At 28.5% G+C, this 15,982-nt stretch carries 11 protein-coding genes; 1 reads left to right on the top strand and 10 read right to left on the bottom strand.

The annotated features are described in order from the left end of the window. Window positions 1–165: 165 nt before the first annotated feature. Window positions 166–2,511, top strand: coding sequence for a hypothetical protein (locus SCHIN_RS02695; RefSeq protein WP_166508102.1), 2,346 nt, complete (start codon window positions 166–168; stop codon window positions 2,509–2,511). Window positions 2,512–2,538: 27 nt separating this feature from the next. Here the strand turns inward: SCHIN_RS02695 and SCHIN_RS02690 are convergent, their stop codons facing one another. From SCHIN_RS02690 to SCHIN_RS02645, 10 genes are all read right to left on the bottom strand, one after another. Beyond that, window positions 2,539–3,318, bottom strand: coding sequence for a hypothetical protein (locus SCHIN_RS02690; protein WP_166508101.1), 780 nt, complete (start codon window positions 3,316–3,318; stop codon window positions 2,539–2,541). Between the two features lie 27 nt (window positions 3,319–3,345). Further along, window positions 3,346–4,581: a replication-associated recombination protein A gene (locus tag SCHIN_RS02685; protein WP_166508100.1), complete on the bottom strand. Its 1,236-nt coding sequence runs from the start codon at window positions 4,579–4,581 to the stop codon at window positions 3,346–3,348. Window positions 4,582–4,647: 66 nt separating this feature from the next. Further along, window positions 4,648–7,029 (bottom strand): endopeptidase La, encoded by a 2,382-nt coding sequence (lon, locus tag SCHIN_RS02680; RefSeq protein WP_166508099.1) that lies wholly within the window; start codon window positions 7,027–7,029, stop codon window positions 4,648–4,650. A 111-nt stretch (window positions 7,030–7,140) separates the two neighbouring features. Next, window positions 7,141–8,430 (bottom strand): trigger factor, encoded by a 1,290-nt coding sequence (tig, locus tag SCHIN_RS02675; protein ID WP_166508098.1) that lies wholly within the window; start codon window positions 8,428–8,430, stop codon window positions 7,141–7,143. Between the two features lie 57 nt (window positions 8,431–8,487). Beyond that, complete coding sequence (locus tag SCHIN_RS02670; protein ID WP_166508097.1) at window positions 8,488–9,117, bottom strand: hypothetical protein; 630 nt, start codon at window positions 9,115–9,117, stop codon at window positions 8,488–8,490. A gap of 45 nt (window positions 9,118–9,162) precedes the next feature. Further along, window positions 9,163–10,536, bottom strand: a complete 1,374-nt coding sequence (locus SCHIN_RS02665) for a hypothetical protein (RefSeq protein WP_166508096.1) — start codon at window positions 10,534–10,536, stop codon at window positions 9,163–9,165. Window positions 10,537–10,660: 124 nt separating this feature from the next. After that, window positions 10,661–11,629 (bottom strand): hypothetical protein, encoded by a 969-nt coding sequence (locus SCHIN_RS02660; RefSeq protein ID WP_166508095.1) that lies wholly within the window; start codon window positions 11,627–11,629, stop codon window positions 10,661–10,663. A 61-nt stretch (window positions 11,630–11,690) separates the two neighbouring features. Next, entirely contained in the window at window positions 11,691–12,869 is a 1,179-nt protein-coding gene (locus SCHIN_RS02655) for a hypothetical protein (protein ID WP_166508094.1), read from the bottom strand. Between the two features lie 14 nt (window positions 12,870–12,883). Further along, the gene (locus tag SCHIN_RS02650; protein ID WP_166508093.1) at window positions 12,884–13,966 is read right to left on the bottom strand and encodes a hypothetical protein; all 1,083 of its coding nucleotides are present in this window, start codon (window positions 13,964–13,966) and stop codon (window positions 12,884–12,886) included. 65 nt (window positions 13,967–14,031) lie between these two features. Then, complete coding sequence (locus SCHIN_RS02645) at window positions 14,032–15,852, bottom strand: hypothetical protein (protein ID WP_166508092.1); 1,821 nt, start codon at window positions 15,850–15,852, stop codon at window positions 14,032–14,034. Window positions 15,853–15,982 lie beyond the last annotated feature (130 nt).

The following is a 15,982-nucleotide window of genomic DNA, read 5'->3' as shown; positions in this document are numbered from 1 at the left end:
TAACTATTTTTTTATATTTCAAGTACATTTTTTATTATATGACAATTATAAAAAAATTTTTATAATTTAAAATACTTTTTATAATTTCTATACTCTTTTAAAATTTTTAAAATTATAATAAATTATAGTAAAATAAAAATGATATTCGGGAAAAGAGAGAAGAAAATGAAAAAATTATTAGCTTTATTATCAAGTGCTTCAATTTTGGTTTCTGCTGCAAGTGTTTCTGCTTGTTCGCTAGTAAATCATGAAAAAGAGTACATTAAAAACAAAGTAAAACAAGTTGTTGAAAATGCAAGTGTAGCAATTCGTGCAGCTATTGCAAGTGATACAAATAATGTTAATGTAAATTATGCAGGACAATACTTAAATGGAAATTATGCAAAGGATGTTATGGATAACTTTGGAACTTCAACATTAACAAAAGTTGATCAACTTGTTGAAGGAACATTTGGAAAAACATTGGACAAAAATTATTTTGTTTCAATTGAAAACACAAATTTAAATTTAGAAGGTACAAAAACTGCAACAACTTCATTTGACGAAATTGGCGGAACAATCAGTATGGTGTTAAGTTTAATTCAAACAGCTGGAGGTATTGAACCAAGTTTAGTTGGTTCAATTAAAGGATTGTTACCAACATTACTTGGATTAATTGGAAATAACTTTGATTTATCGATATTAGATAGTTTGGGAGATGTTTTAGCAGATATTAAACCTGTTTTAAGCACATTATTTCAATTTGCTTCTAATTCAGATTTGTTTGAACTTATTGTTTCAAGCTTCTTATCAGTTGACTTTAGTTCTTCTGATGTAGGGTCAATTGTAAATAGTATATTTAAATTTATAATTAATCTATTTTCAAGAATGAATTCTAAAGCTGTTTCAATTATAGATAATTATGTAAATGAAATTATGTTATCTGATTATAAAGATGAGACAATTACTCAAGAAGATATTCAAAGAGAAGCTGCAGTAAGATTGAATAATGCTGTTGCTAGAATTTTTGGTAAAAGCGATAAAGTTGTTGAGATTAATTCAGATGTTATAAAAAATTTTAACTCAACTTTCTTAGATGAAAAATTAGCAACAACAATTGGAGAAATTTTTAGTGGTGGCCTTGATAACCTAGATATAATAGGTTTAATCTCATCATTAAAAGATATATTTTTTATAATTGGAGCTGTGTTAATTAGACCAGGTATCATCGAATTAGACTCTTCATTAAGTGATGAGAATCATTTATTAAGTTCCTCAAAAACAAACAAAGAGTTTTTAGACGATTTTTCTGCATCTAATTTTGAAAAGAATTTTTCATTTAAAAAAGCAATAAGTAACTTAAAAATAGCAACTAATATAGGCAATGATAAAAATGGTCTTGGCTTTAGAAAATTAGCACTAATTTTATTGAACAGCAATAGTTCTGCTCAAAAAGTTGAAATGCCTGATGATCACTACTTGTGAACAAGTTGATTGGCTAATAATTTTTCTAGTGTAGATACACCTGACAACATTTTAAGTATGTTGATTCATGCTATAGGTTTTAATTTACCAACATTATTAAACCTAGACTTGGGAAGTTTAAAAGATACAGGAGCAATGTTGTTAGGAAACTTTATTCCATATTTAGTAGATAAATTAACAAACAATGAATCGTTGGTTGGCCTGGTAGAATTATTAAAATCATTTAATGTTGACCTTCCTTTCCCTGATCCTGAAATATTGAGAAATTCTTATGATGCAATTTGATCACCAGATTCTTCATTCTTGTCTGACCTATTACAAGTTAAAATAAATGGGAAAAATATAAATCTTTATAATTTATTAACAATAACAAATGATGATGGTCTAACATTATATGACGCTTTAACTAACCTTTATTCAAAATTAAATACAGGTTTTAAAAACACTACCCAAGAGAGAGCAGAACAAACTTCTCTTGAACAAGGGATAGATAATTTAACAAATGCATTAAAAAATGCAAATAATATCACAATTTACTACAAAAAAGCGCCTCCAGGAAACTCAAATTCAATTTATGCTGAAGGTAAAAATTTAATTGAAGCTTTAAAACTTACTTCTGAAAACCCTGGTTTAGGATTTAAATATGGAAGTGATGTTTCATATGGAAGTGATGGTGCAATGTCTATTCTTGGATACGATGAAAAAACCAAAACTTTTAGAGATAACAGTTTATTAAAAGGTTTACAATTAATCTTTAGAGATAAAGATGTTATAAATTGTTTAGCAAGTATTATGAATGGATTTAAAGTTAACAGTGTTAAAAAACAAAACTATATAACAGAACAAATAGCTAAACCTCTTGATAAAACTAGATATAAAACTAAAAATATCAAAAACAATGGTTTAAGTATGAATAGTTTTGGGGGAACAATCACTTATAACTTGGTTTATAATGATGTTGAAACTGGAAATAAATATATGTATAAAGTTGGATTACAAGAAGAACAAGATGGTAAATGAAATATTTTCGAATTAAATAGAGTTTAAAAAAACGCAAATGCGTTTTTTTTATTTTTATAGGAATATCAATAAACAAGCAATAATTGCAACTATTGAAATTGGTATTGCAAACCAAAACATTCATGTTTTAGATTGTCATTTAGATGCATATCCATCCTTTTTAACTTTCTTTGGTTTTTCAGGTTTTGCAGGAACAATTTTAATTTCAATTTCTTTATCCCTATTATCTGGTGGTGCTTTTCTTCAACCATCATGTTCTTTCATAGGCTTAATTTCTTCATGTTTTTTTTCAAACTTATGAGGAACTATTTCTTCAGCCTTTTCAAGATTTTCATCAATTACCTGTTCTTTTTCATTTTCAGCCAACAATGGATCATCTGAATCTGGTAATTTTTCAATTTCACCATTTGTTTTCCCTCTTAAAGTGTCTACAAAGTGTTGGGCAACATCTTTATTTGGTGTGGCAAAAGTAATACCATTACCAAAACTATCGTTTAAAAGCGACACATAATTAAGTCCTGTCCCACTTTTAGAAAGCTGTAGCTGGATTTTTTGTAAACTATAAGAGTCAAATGGTAAATATCTTATTTGAGCATTATCATTTCCATCAATCACTTCAATAGTAAATGTTCTTTTTGTAGTGATAAAAACTATCCCTATCATTTCTTCATCATATCTTTTGAAACTTGCTCAAAGTGCAGATTCAACAGATTCATCATCATCAAAGTATGTTTCCATATTAGCTCATACTTTAACCAAAATGTCTTTATAATTTGGCATTCAAATATAACCTGTTCTTGCAAGATCTTCTCTAATTTGTAAACTTGTTCTCATATTTAAATGCCTCCTTCTATTATTTTATTATTTTTTCTTGGTAAATTTATTATAAATTGTCATTAATTTTGCTTCGTATGCAGAATGATGTTTTGGATTAAAATATTTCTTATTTTTAATCTCTTCTGGTAAATATTGTTGTTGAACATAATCATTTTCATAATCATGAGGATATTTATAACCAACACCAGACCCTAATTTCTTAGCACTTTTGTAATGTGCATCTCTTAAATGAGCTGGTACTTGAAAAATTGAACCTGAACTTACATCTGATAAAGCATAATAAATTGCTTTTGAAGATGAATCTGACTTTTCACTTAAAGCCATTTCAATTACAGCCAATCCTAAAATTAAAACCCCTTCTGGAACTCCAACTTGTCTAAATGCTTGACAAGCATTAAAAACTCTTGGAGGGATTGCTGGATTTGCAAGTCCAATGTCTTCATATGCCATTATAACCATTCTTCTCATAATTATTTCATAGTCACCAATTTCCATCAATCTAGCTCAATAATGAAGTGCTGCATCCACATCACTTCCCCTTATTGATTTTTGAAAAGCTGACTTTAAATCATGAATTTCATCACCGTCAACCGAACCTTTAACATATGCCTTATCAAAAACACTATGTACTATTTCATCATCAACAATGACACCTTCATATAAATTTATAAGAATTTCTAAAGAATTTAAAGCTACTCTTAAATCACCATTTGCTAAAGTACAAATTGTTTGTAATGAATTTTTATCAAACTTAATGTCAAAGTTATTTTCTTTTATAATTCTTTCTAGACCATCTTTCATTTCTTCAACAGAAATATCATTCATTTTAACAATAGTGCATCTACTTCTAATAGCTGGATTTATTGAAAAATAAGGATTTTCAGTTGTTGTTACAAAAATTATAAGATCTCTTGATTCTATGTATTCAAGTAATAAATCTTGGATATTTCTATTCATTCTATGAATTTCATCAATAATTAATATTATCTTTTCAGTCTTATTATTATCAATTATTTTTTGAAGTTTTTCTTTCTTATCTTTTGAAGCATTAAATTGTTCGTAAGTTAGTTCTAAATCGTTTGCAATAGCTATTGCAGTACTTGTTTTACCTATTCCTGGAGGGCCATAGAATATTAAATTAACAGGAAATTTCTTCTCAACCATTTTAGTTATTATTCCCTTTTCATTTAATAAATGTTTTTGACCGATAACATCTTTAATAGTTTTTGGTCTTAGCAAATAGCTTAATGACTGTTTCATTTTTCATTCCTCCAAACAATAATTTAATTTTACATCAAAAAAACGCATCATAGGATGCGTTTTGAATTAATGACTTGCTTCTTCAGTTTTAGATTCTGAAGTTGAAATTGGAAGTTCTGTAGTAAATTCTTTTACTTTTTCACTAAATACTTGTTCAAATACTTGTTCATATTTTTCAACAGGTACAATTTCTAATTCATTTCTAACTTCTTCTGGAATGTCATCAATATCTTTAGTATTTTTAAATGGAATTAAGATTTTTTTCAATCCACTTCTGTGAGCTGAAATTGATTTTTCTCTTAAACCACCAATTGGGAATACCAATCCTCTTAAAGTAACTTCTCCTGTCATACCGATATCTTTTGGTACAGGTTTGTTAGTTAATGCAGAAACAATCGCTGTTGTTAATGCAATACCAGCTGAAGGACCATCTTTTGGTACAGCTCCTTCTGGTACGTGAATATGGATATCATTTTCACTAAATACTTCTTTTGGTATATTAAATGATTTGTAGTTTGATTTTACAAAGTCATATGCAATTGTTGCAGATTCTTTCATAACATCTCCAAGTTTACCAGTTAATACAAGTCCACCTTTTCCAGGGAAATGGTTTACCTCAATTGGTAAGATATCTCCACCAAATTGTGTATATGCAAGACCCGTAACAACTCCAACTTGAGGTTGTTTTTCTTTTTCTGTATGTTCAAAGATACGTTTTTTCAACAATTCATTTACAACTTCTGGTGTAACTGTAAGTGTTTCTAACTCTTTGTTTAACATTTTAACAACAAATTTTCTTGTGATTGATGCAATTCAACGTTCTAATTGACGTACTCCAGCTTCACGAGTATAGTGTTTAATAATTTCACTAATTCCTTCTGATGTAAAGATTAGAGCTTCTTTTGAAACTGCGTGATCTTCAAGTACTTTTGGTACTAAGTATTCAGTTGCAATTTTTTGTTTTTCAATTTCTGTATAACTTGATAGTTCAATAATTTCCATTCTGTCGTATAACGCTTCTGGAATATTGTCTGGGTAGTTTGCTGTTGCAATAAACACAACATCACTTAAGTCATATTCTTCTTCTAAGTAGTGATCTGAGAATTTTGAGTTTTGTTCTGGGTCAAGAACTTCAAGCATTGCTGAAGCTGGATCTCCTCTATAATCACTTGCCATTTTATCAATTTCGTCTAGTAAGAATACTGGGTTTTTAACTCCAGCTTTTTTCATACCTTGAATAATACGTCCTGGCATAGCTCCGATATAAGTTTTTCTGTGACCTCTAATTTCAGATTCATCTTTAATTCCACCAAGTGCTACTTTTACAAAATCTCTTCCCATAGCTTCTGAGATAGATTTTGCTAAACTAGTTTTCCCAACTCCTGGAGGACCTACCAATGTAATGATTTGTCCTTTTACTTTGTTGGTATTTTGTTTAACAGCTAAGTACTCGATAATTCTTTCTTTAACTTTTTCTAAACCATAGTGGTGTTTATCTAAAACATCTTTTGCATATTTAAGATCAGTTTTTTCTTCTGATTTTTGTCATCATGGTGTTTGCATCATTCAATCAATGTATGTTCTGATAATGTTTGCTTCACTTGATGATGAAGGTAATGCTTCATATCTGTCGATTTCTTGCATTATTCTTTTTTTAATGTTTTCTGGGAATGGTTCATTTTCAAGACGAGTTTTGTATTTTTTAATGTCGTCTCCTTCACCATCCATATCCCCTAATTCATCTTTAATAGCTTTTAATTTTTCTCTTAAGTAAAATTCTCTTTGTTGTTCATCAACTCTTGATTTAATTTTTTTACTAATTGATGTTTCAATGTCTGCTGATTGACGTTTTTCATCTAAGAAATCATTAATAATTGCTATTCTTTTGATTGGGTCAATTTCTTCCAAGATTGCTTGTTTCTTTTCGATTGACATAAAAGGCATTAAGTGAGCTGCGCTATCTACAAGATAGTTAGGATCAACATTTGAACCTGCATCTTTTAAAATGTCTTCCATTTCTGCTGGAAACTCTTCTTGACTTGAAATCATAGCTTTAATATGAGTTATAATTTTTTCTAATGATTTTTTATCATCTTCAACTACTGAAGTTTTTTCTTTATATTCTGCAGAATAGAAATCACTTAATTCAATATTGCTGATTTCAGCTCTTGAAAGAGATTTTATATTTACAGTTAAAGTACCATCTTTTCACTCTTTTTTAATATTTACTTTAGCTAAAACCCCGAAGTTAAATAATTCAGAAATTTCTGGATCATCTTCTAAAGGTTTTTTTTGAGAAACGATTAAAATGTGACCGTCATGGTTTTTAACAGCTTCTTTTACTGCTAATGTTGTTTTATCTCTACCTATTTCTAATACTTGTTCAAATGTAGGGTAAACATAACTTCCTCTTGTAACAAGTAACGGTAATTTGTTTGTACTGTTCATTGTAATTCCTCCTGTTTGGTACAAAATTATAATAACATAATTTTTAGCACTTGCAAGTGGTAAGTGCTAAAAAAATAAAAAAAATATGAAATTTTTTCATATTTTGTATTATTAACCGTTGTTTACGTATAAGAAATCAATTAATTTTTCTTTTAAAATTTCTTCTTTTACGTGTGCTTCAGGTAAAATTGATCCTTTAATGTAATCTACTTCTAGACCAAATTGACTAGCAAGTTTTGTGTATTTTTCATTAATTTCTTCAGCTGAAACTTCGAAGTTTTCATTGTTTCTAACTTTATCAGTAACTAAATGAGAACTAATTCTTCTTTTTGCATCATCAAATAATTCTGCACGAATGTCTTCATCAGTCATACCTGTTTGTTTTTTGTATTCTTTCATTGAAAGTTTTTGACCAGCTACTCTAGCTTCAAATTCTTTGTATAATGAGTCAATTTCTTTGTTGATTACAGCTTTTGGTAATTCAATTTTTGAATTTGCAATAATCATATCAATTACTTTATTTACAAATACGTTTTTTAAAGTAGTTGTTTTTTGTTCAACTATTTGAACTTTTACATTTTCTTCAAGTTCTTTGTAAGTTTTGATGTTTGGTAAGTTTAAATCTTTTGCCAACTCATCATCTTTTTTTGGTAAAACTCTTTCTTTGATTTCTTTTACATTTAATTTAAATTCAGCTTCTTTTCCTGATAATTCTGGAGTGTAATCATTTGGGAAAGTTACTTTAATTGTAGATTCTCCAAGTTTTTTACCGATCATTGCATCTTCAAATCCTGGAATCATGTTTCCTGAACCAATTACAAGTCTAAAGTCTAATCCTTTTCCACCTTTAAATGCTTCTCCGTCTATAAATCCTTCAAAGTCAAATTTAACAACATCACCTTTTGCAATAACTGCATCAGCTTCTTTATCTTTTTCTAAAGCAAATCTTTCTCTGTATTGATCAATTGCTTTTTCAATTTCTTCTTTAGTTGCTTCAAATTCTTCTTTAACTAACTCTTTTGATTTTAATCCTTTGTATTCACCAATATTAATTTCTGGTTTTAGGTCAAATACAAATTCTAATTCACATGATTTTTCAGAGATTTTGGTTGGAGTTGGAACTGGTGAGTTAAATGGTTGAACATCACTATTTTGTTCTTTTGCAAAATCTCAAGCTTTTTCTAAAATACTTTGAACTGCTGAGTTCAAGTATTTAACTGGTGTTAAGTATTGAGCCACTTTTTCTTGTGGTGCTTTTCCTTTTCTAAAACCTGGAATTTCTAAGTTTGCAGCAGCTTTAGCTTTACCTTTTTTAACAGCTTCTGCTCATTCTTCACCTTCGATAGTAACAATTCAAGCTCCTTGCCCTTTTTCTGCTAGTTTTTTAGCACTAAATTTCATATTATTTACCTCCTCGACATTAAGTCGTTTAACAAAAATAATTATAACAAATTAATATTATAATGTACTAATTTTATGGTTTAAGTTCTCTTGAAATTTGGTTAAAACCCCTTCAAGATCTACAAATTTTTCTTTTGTAGTTGCTATAAAGCTCATATTTTGCTCAGTTTTAAGAACTTTTGAAAATAATTGAGCCATCTCAAATAATGTTGTAAAAATACCTTCTGACATTTCAAACATATTTAAATAAGATAATTTTGAGACAAAAGCATCTTGAAAATCAAGAAAAACATTACACATCTCAATATAAACTTCTCATTCATTTAATTGACAACGAATTTTTTGACCTAAATCGTTTTCAATCTCATTTACAAGAGTGTCAAGGTCGTTGTCACCATCAACCATTTGAATATATCTCTTAGATTTATACTTTGAAAACTCTGCATTGATATGTTCAATATCTTTAAGTTGATCTTTTACAAATTTTTTAGCAACTTTTAAATGCTTTTCTTTAGATGATACAAGTTCAATATCTGCAATTAAAGTACTGTAAATTTTGCCTTCACTTTCAAATTTTATTCATCTTTGATAAACACAACATCAACAACAAACCGGTTTCTCGCACTTTTCTTCGTAAAGTGAACAATTACAATTTTCTAATAATGATGCATCACATCCACAACACATATTATTTTGCCTCCATTTCAATAAAAAAATCGTAATTTACGATTTTTAAAAGTCTGTAATTTCACCAAGTTTTTCAATATAGTGAATTGTTCGTAAACAAACTTCATCAGGGAAGTCTGCAATTTTGTTATCTGCTTTTTTAACAGCAGTTAAAACATTATTTACATTATTAAAATCCAATAAAGCATCAGCAATAGCAATATCAAAGTTTCCTACAACCTCACCTGGGTGAGCTAAGAAACTATCTGAAATTCCAGCTTCATGATACTTAATTAAATTTGCTAATTGAACAAAATACACAGAAATAACATCAACATTAGGAACATCAAATGTTTCTTTCTTTTCAATTGAAGAGAATTTTTCAACTGTTTCTAATTCAAGAACTAATTTAACAAGTTTTTTTGCAATATCAATTAAGTCTCTATTTAGTTTTTTACCACTAAATTTAATTAATTCACGTTTTTTGTCATCATCTTGAGTTAAAGCAATATACATATTTCTTACAATTTCTTTATTTTTATCTATTTTTCAACCACCATTTGATCTGATCATTTCAATTTTTGCATTTCAAATACTAAAAGTCCCTGAAGTTACTAAACTGTTTACAAGTGTTGCAAAAAACACTCTAATTAACAAGTCCATTGTAAAATCAATTTCTCACATACTTGCATCATCTGGTAAGATTCTTACCTGAGTATAGATTTTTTCAAAACTTATGTAAGTTTCTAAATTAAATCCAGAAGGAACACTTTCAAAAGTTTTTAATGTGTAAAGATATCTTTCATATTTTTCACTATTTTCATTTACTTTTTCAACTCTTCCAAGTTCATATTCACTTACAAATTTTTGTAATTTATCCATAGTTTGGACAAGTAATTCTGATTTTTGATGATAATTTACTTCCTCTTTTTCATTCATACTATCTAAAATAGTTAATAATCTTGCTTTTAATTCACTATTTTGTTTTAAACTTTTATTTTGAACTCATGTAAGGAATCTTGATTCAATAAGTTTTACAGTTTTATTTCAATTTATTGATTCCTTATCAACAACAAAACTGTTATCTAAAGCTTTATCATAGATTTTGTTCAATTCTTCGTGAACGTGTTCTTCTGATAAGAAGTAATCTGATTTTTCACTAATAAGGAAGTTATTTTTAATAAATTCCTTTACTTCTAATAAGATATTTTGATCATCATCAGAACTCACAAAGCTTCATTGATACTCATTAAAATAAGCTTCTATTTCATTTTCATGTTTAATTCTTCTTTTAAATAGCTCTCTATAAAATTCCTTGATATCTTGTGCGATTAATCTACATTTATCATTACTTAATTTACCTTTAGAAATAGACAGCGAAGAAGTTTTACCTATAATTCGATATACCAAATCAATTGCGTCACTTGCAGTATACAGCATATTAAATCCTCCAATATTAAAAATATTATACCTTTAATTTTGCTCTAATAATAGTCAAAACTTTATTTTGGTTAGATATTTTAAAAATTAAAAGTAAAAAAAACACTTAATAGTTTATAAAACTTTAAGCGCCTTTTAATTCTTGATATCTATCAATGTACTCACGTACTTGATTGATTTTGTCTTCTTCAATTTTTTTAATATGTTCTTCAAGATTTCTTATTGCCTCATCTAAATCATCAGTTAGAGGTAACTTGAATTTCTTTGTCATTTTTCAAATTTTTTCTTTTAAGAAAAGTTTTTGAATATATTGGTCTGGTTGAAGCATAACTAATAGGTCAGATTTAGTTTTGTAATCAATAATTCAATCTTTACCTTTTTCATTTAATTCTTCATTAAATTCAGATTGCATTCTTTCAACCAATACTTCAGCTTCTTGGCTAACTTGATTAAACGCAAATACTATATTTTTTTGTGGATCATCCACTTTTTGAATACCATATTGTTTGTAATAAATAGGTTTTAATTCTAAAAATATAGTATTTGGGATAATATGATTTACAAGATAATCTGCAAGTACATTTCTTAATTCATATATAAATTGAAAGTAGTATTTGTAGAAGAAGTATTCTGGTGATTTTGTAACCAACGGCATTTCCTTAAATGAAGTTGTCATTAAAATCTTGTATTTTCTTCATCAAATGTTCTCCAAACAACCAGCATGAATTTTTAATCTTTCAATTGTTCTATTTACAGATTTAACATCCATAATTTTTAATAAGAAAGATTTTGTTCTTACAAATTTTGAGTTAAAAAATCCTTCAGAAAAGTTTTCATAATAATCAAAAACTGCTACTTTAAAGTCATAATCTTGACCTTTCATTCAGTTTTTTTCTAAAACCCCATCTTTTGAGACTCATCAATTTTCTTTTGTATGTTTTTCGTTAACGAAGTAAGGCTCTCTTGTTATTTGTTCAATATTTTTCTCTTTTTTCTTACCTTTTAAAACAAGATAGAAAAGTATTGTAAATGTTAGAACGAGTGTTAACGCAAAAGCGCCTAAACCTATTAAAATTCATTGCATGTCTGTCATTTTAAAAAACCACCTTTATTCCAATAATATAAGTTTTTTAATTTTTACCTTGTTAACTTAATTATTTATTTTCTTTATTTTCTTCTTGTTTTTTTGCTTCTGCTTTTTCTTGAGCTAATTTTGCAGCTTCTTTGGCTAATCTTTCTTTTTCTTGTTTAGCCTTCATTTCTTGCATTTCTTTTTCTTTGTTTATTAGTTCAAGTTTTTTGCTAATTTGTTTTTCAATTTTTAAACGTTTTTTATAAATTTTCTTTTGAAAACCAATTGGTTTTTCTTTAATTCAAATAGAAATGTTTGAAACTTTGTATTTTTGTTTCATAGTACTTCAGAATAAGTAATATTTATTTTTTGGATCTGTTAATTCTTCAATATCATAAACATTTCCATACAATTCATAGCTTACCAACAAGATTTCTTCAATTGTTGGAGTTTTATCAGCTTCGCTTCTATCAGACTCTCTCATGGCCACCTTAGCGCGTTCTTTTAATGAATCTGCTCTTGTTTTACCATAAAGTTCTTTTCAAAGTCTTTCCTTTTCACGTTGTTCTTTTTCATAATCTCTTTCAATCATAGAAGGTTGTTCAGCTTGTGCAGCTAAAAGTTTTTCGTCGTAACTTAGCGGTTTTTTAGCAGGAGTTCTGCTAATTTTCTTTTGCTCTTCTTTTTTTGCTTTTTCCAGTTTAGCTTTTTCTTCTTTTCTTTTTTTAGCAGCTTCTTTTGCTTTACGTTCTGCTTCAAGTTTCTCTTGTTCTTTTTCGTTTTTTAGATTTTTAGCTTCTCTCATTTGAGCTTCTTTTAGCATTTGTTCTAATTTTGAAAGTTGTTTTTTAGTTTCCTTTTTTGGTTCTTCTTTTTTAACTGGTTTTTCTTCCAACTTAACAGCTACTTTAGGTTTTTGATTACCTGCTGGTTTTTTGTTAAGCATGTCTTGAATCTTACGTATATTAGATTGTTTTTCTGCAAACTCTAATTTACGTCTTTCCATCAACATTCTTGCTCTATGATCGGCAACTCCACCTTCAATTGCTTTTAACGCTTCTTCTTCAACTGATAATAAGAATAAGATATACTCGATAATTTCTTTTCTAATTTCTGGTTCATAAGCTTCGTATTCTTGAGCAAATAAGGCAATTGTCTGAGCAGTTAATCTTTTTTCGATTAAACCTCTAATTCTTGCTTTTGTTTTTTCACTAATAAGTGTAAAATCTTTACCGCTTGTTTTATTTTTAGAATTATTCATATCAATCACCTCTGTTACTTCTTTCCTTCTAAAACTATCGATGGTATTTTACTTATATCAATATCCGCAGATATATCATCATTTTTGTTTTTTTGTTGTCTTGACAACTTAAGAATTGGACTTTGGTTTAAGATTTTGTTATAAATTTCTGAAACACTGTGAGAATTATCTTTTTGACTATTCTCAATTATTTTTTTAGCTTCTTCAGCTTCTTTGGCAAATTTCTTTGCAAGTTCATTTATAGTTTTCAAATCCATTTCTTCTTGACTATTTTGTCTTTCAAAATCTAAATTATCTTGTGTAGAAGTTGTTTGAATTTCTTCAACAACCTCAACTTCTTCTAATTCGTTATTTTGGTTTGAATCGTTTTTCTCAACTTTATAATCTTGTAAAGGAGAATAAAATACTCGTTTAGGTCTATCATCTTCAACTCATCCAAATTCTTTTGCAAAGAATTTGGATGATTCAGATACAGGTCCTAATTTAGCAAGTAAATTAGCTCCCCTAACACTTTGTTTTTGTTGAAAACCATCTTTTTTAAATGAATATTTTTTAGAATCTTTTGTATCAAATATATCAAACACTTCTGACTTCATAAGGTTTCTTGTTTTTGTCATTTTACTGTTGTCTTTTATTTTATACTTTGTTGATTGCCCTGAACTTGTAAACATCATAGCAGCTTCAGCATTCAACTTTTGTAGATCTGTTACTTGTGCCAATGTTTTACCAGATTTCAATTTTGATTGTCTTCTTTTTTCTTCAATTTCAAGTTCATAAGAAAGTTTTTTTGTATTTTGGAATGTTTTTTTTCTTTCTTCTAATTTACTTATTTTTGTATTTATTCCTGCAGATTTATTTTTTATTCTATTTATTTCTCTGACTCTTTTTAATTCTTTGTCAGATAATTTATCTTCTGCTTTTTGAGATTTGTGCATTTTTGCTACAGCATCATGTACTGTAACTTCACTAATTTCGGTTTTATTTATTTTTCCAATATTTCCTGTAAGAGCATTAATTGTGTTAATACCAAGTTTAGCATCAACTAATACTTTTTCTTTGGGTAATTTTGTTTTTATACCTTTTTTTTCAAATGACATATTAACACACTCCTTATAATTTAAAAAAAATGGGTGAGTTTAAAGTACTTACCCCGCCCATTATTTTATTGTTTGATATTTTTATTGAATTTTCTACTAATTTTTTCAATTCTATCACGTCTTTTTTGTTCTTCAAATTCTTGCATTTGTACAGCTTTTTTCTCAAGTGCAGCGAACTGACTTGATTTTTTAGCCACTCTTAAAGATTCATCAAACAACTTATCGTCATGAACTCTTGTAAAGTAAGCTTTCATTTTCAATTCAGTTCTTTTGATCAATTCTTGTTCGTGACGAATTTGAGCATCTATAGATGCAATTTCAGCTCTGTATTTTGCATCTCTTTCTAAACGTCTTTCTCTTTCCAGTCTTAGAACAGTAGCCACACGTTTTTCTTCGGCTCTCTTCATTTGACGTTCTTTCATCAATTCAATTAATTTTTGGCGTTCTTGTAATCTTCTTAATCTATCTGCTTTTTCAATGTTTTTTAGGTTAAGTTCTTCACGTTTTTTTAGTCGTTTTAATTCACGAGCTTCTGCCATTCTTCTTGCACGAGCAACAATGTAACTGTTTGCACGTTCAATTTTCATCATATTAATTCTATGACGACGCTCATTACGTAAATCTCTAAGGAATTCAACTTTTTGAGTCATCTCATCAAGTGCTCTTCCTTCTCTTTCGTGAGCTTCTAATAAATCTTGCATTGAAGGTCTCTTAGCAAAGTCATAAGACATTCCATAATTACCAACAGGTTTGATTTCGTGGTAAGGTTTAATAACTTCTCCAGTTTTACTGTCATAGTTTGGTTTACCACTTACCAATGAACCATCTGCATTTGAATGCATTTCAAATCCATCTTTAGAAATAATATTTCTTTTTTCTGGATTAATTAAATTATCTTTTTCTGAATAAACAATTGGTGCTGAACCAGTAATTGTATTATTAGAACTTGGTGCTTCATGAGCACCTAATTGTGATTGGAAGAATTCAGTTCCTAGTTCAAGAACCGATAATGCATCAGCATCTTGCGCTGGAGGTAATTCTCCTTGAATGTTATTTAATTGGTTAAATTCATCTCTTGACATATTTTCATTTGCAACATATCCAGTATTTGATAAATTTTGTGAATTATTGTTAATAGTTGCTGATGCAGATGGTGTTGCAGTTGATGCAGCTGGTGCTGCAACTTTTGTATCATTTACAAAATCCAATAAGTTTGGATCTGGTTTAACTTCTTTAGTCATTATTTCAGTTTCTTCATCGATTAAATCCATGTTTACTACTGAGTTTCCAACAGCAGTTCCAAATCCATTTTGTAAAATACTTTCAGGAGTTGTCATCCCTTTTTCTTCAGCAATATTTAACAAGTTTTCAATTTCGTGTAAATTTTGACCAGTTTTTGGAGTTGCAGTAAAGTTAAATTGTTCAACTTTTACTTGGTTTTGGTATCCAGCTCTGTTTAAAATTTCTTCTTTTGAATTTCTTCCTGCAGCATTTGAACCAGGTGATAATCTTGACATTAAGTCTTTTCTTTTTTCATCTGGTGATGTTGCAGCTGGTTTAACATCTAATCTGTCTTTTCATCCACCAACACCTTGATCTTTTTTTCTTGCACTTGATGAGTAATTTTCTCAGAAGTGTTTGAATAATCTATTGAATTCTGCTTCTCATAATTCAACTAGGTTTGGTTTTCTTGGATCTTCTTTTGGTAATGATTCAATTCTTTCGAATGAAGAGATTAGTTTTTTGTAACTTTCATCAGTTTGCAAATTGTATTTATTAATTAACGCTAAAGATTTAGGACTAAAAGGTTGTCATATATATTCTGTACCTGGTTTTCCCATTTCTCCTTTTGCTTTTGATGATGTGTTTTGTTTTGTTGCAGCCATATTTATATTCCTCCAATAATTCACCTATAAGATAATAATATTATACACTATTTTTCCCCATTTTTGTAGTCTAAAAGCACATAGGGTGAAAACACTTAACTAAATTGTTATTGCCGTAAAATTTAGTTTG

It is taken from the genome of Spiroplasma chinense, assembly GCF_008086545.1.
GTDB lineage: Bacteria > Bacillota_I > Bacilli_A > Mycoplasmatales > Mycoplasmataceae > Spiroplasma_A > Spiroplasma_A chinense.
Note: the sequence above shows the minus strand (reverse complement) of the source record. Positions and strands in the feature narration are given on the sequence as shown.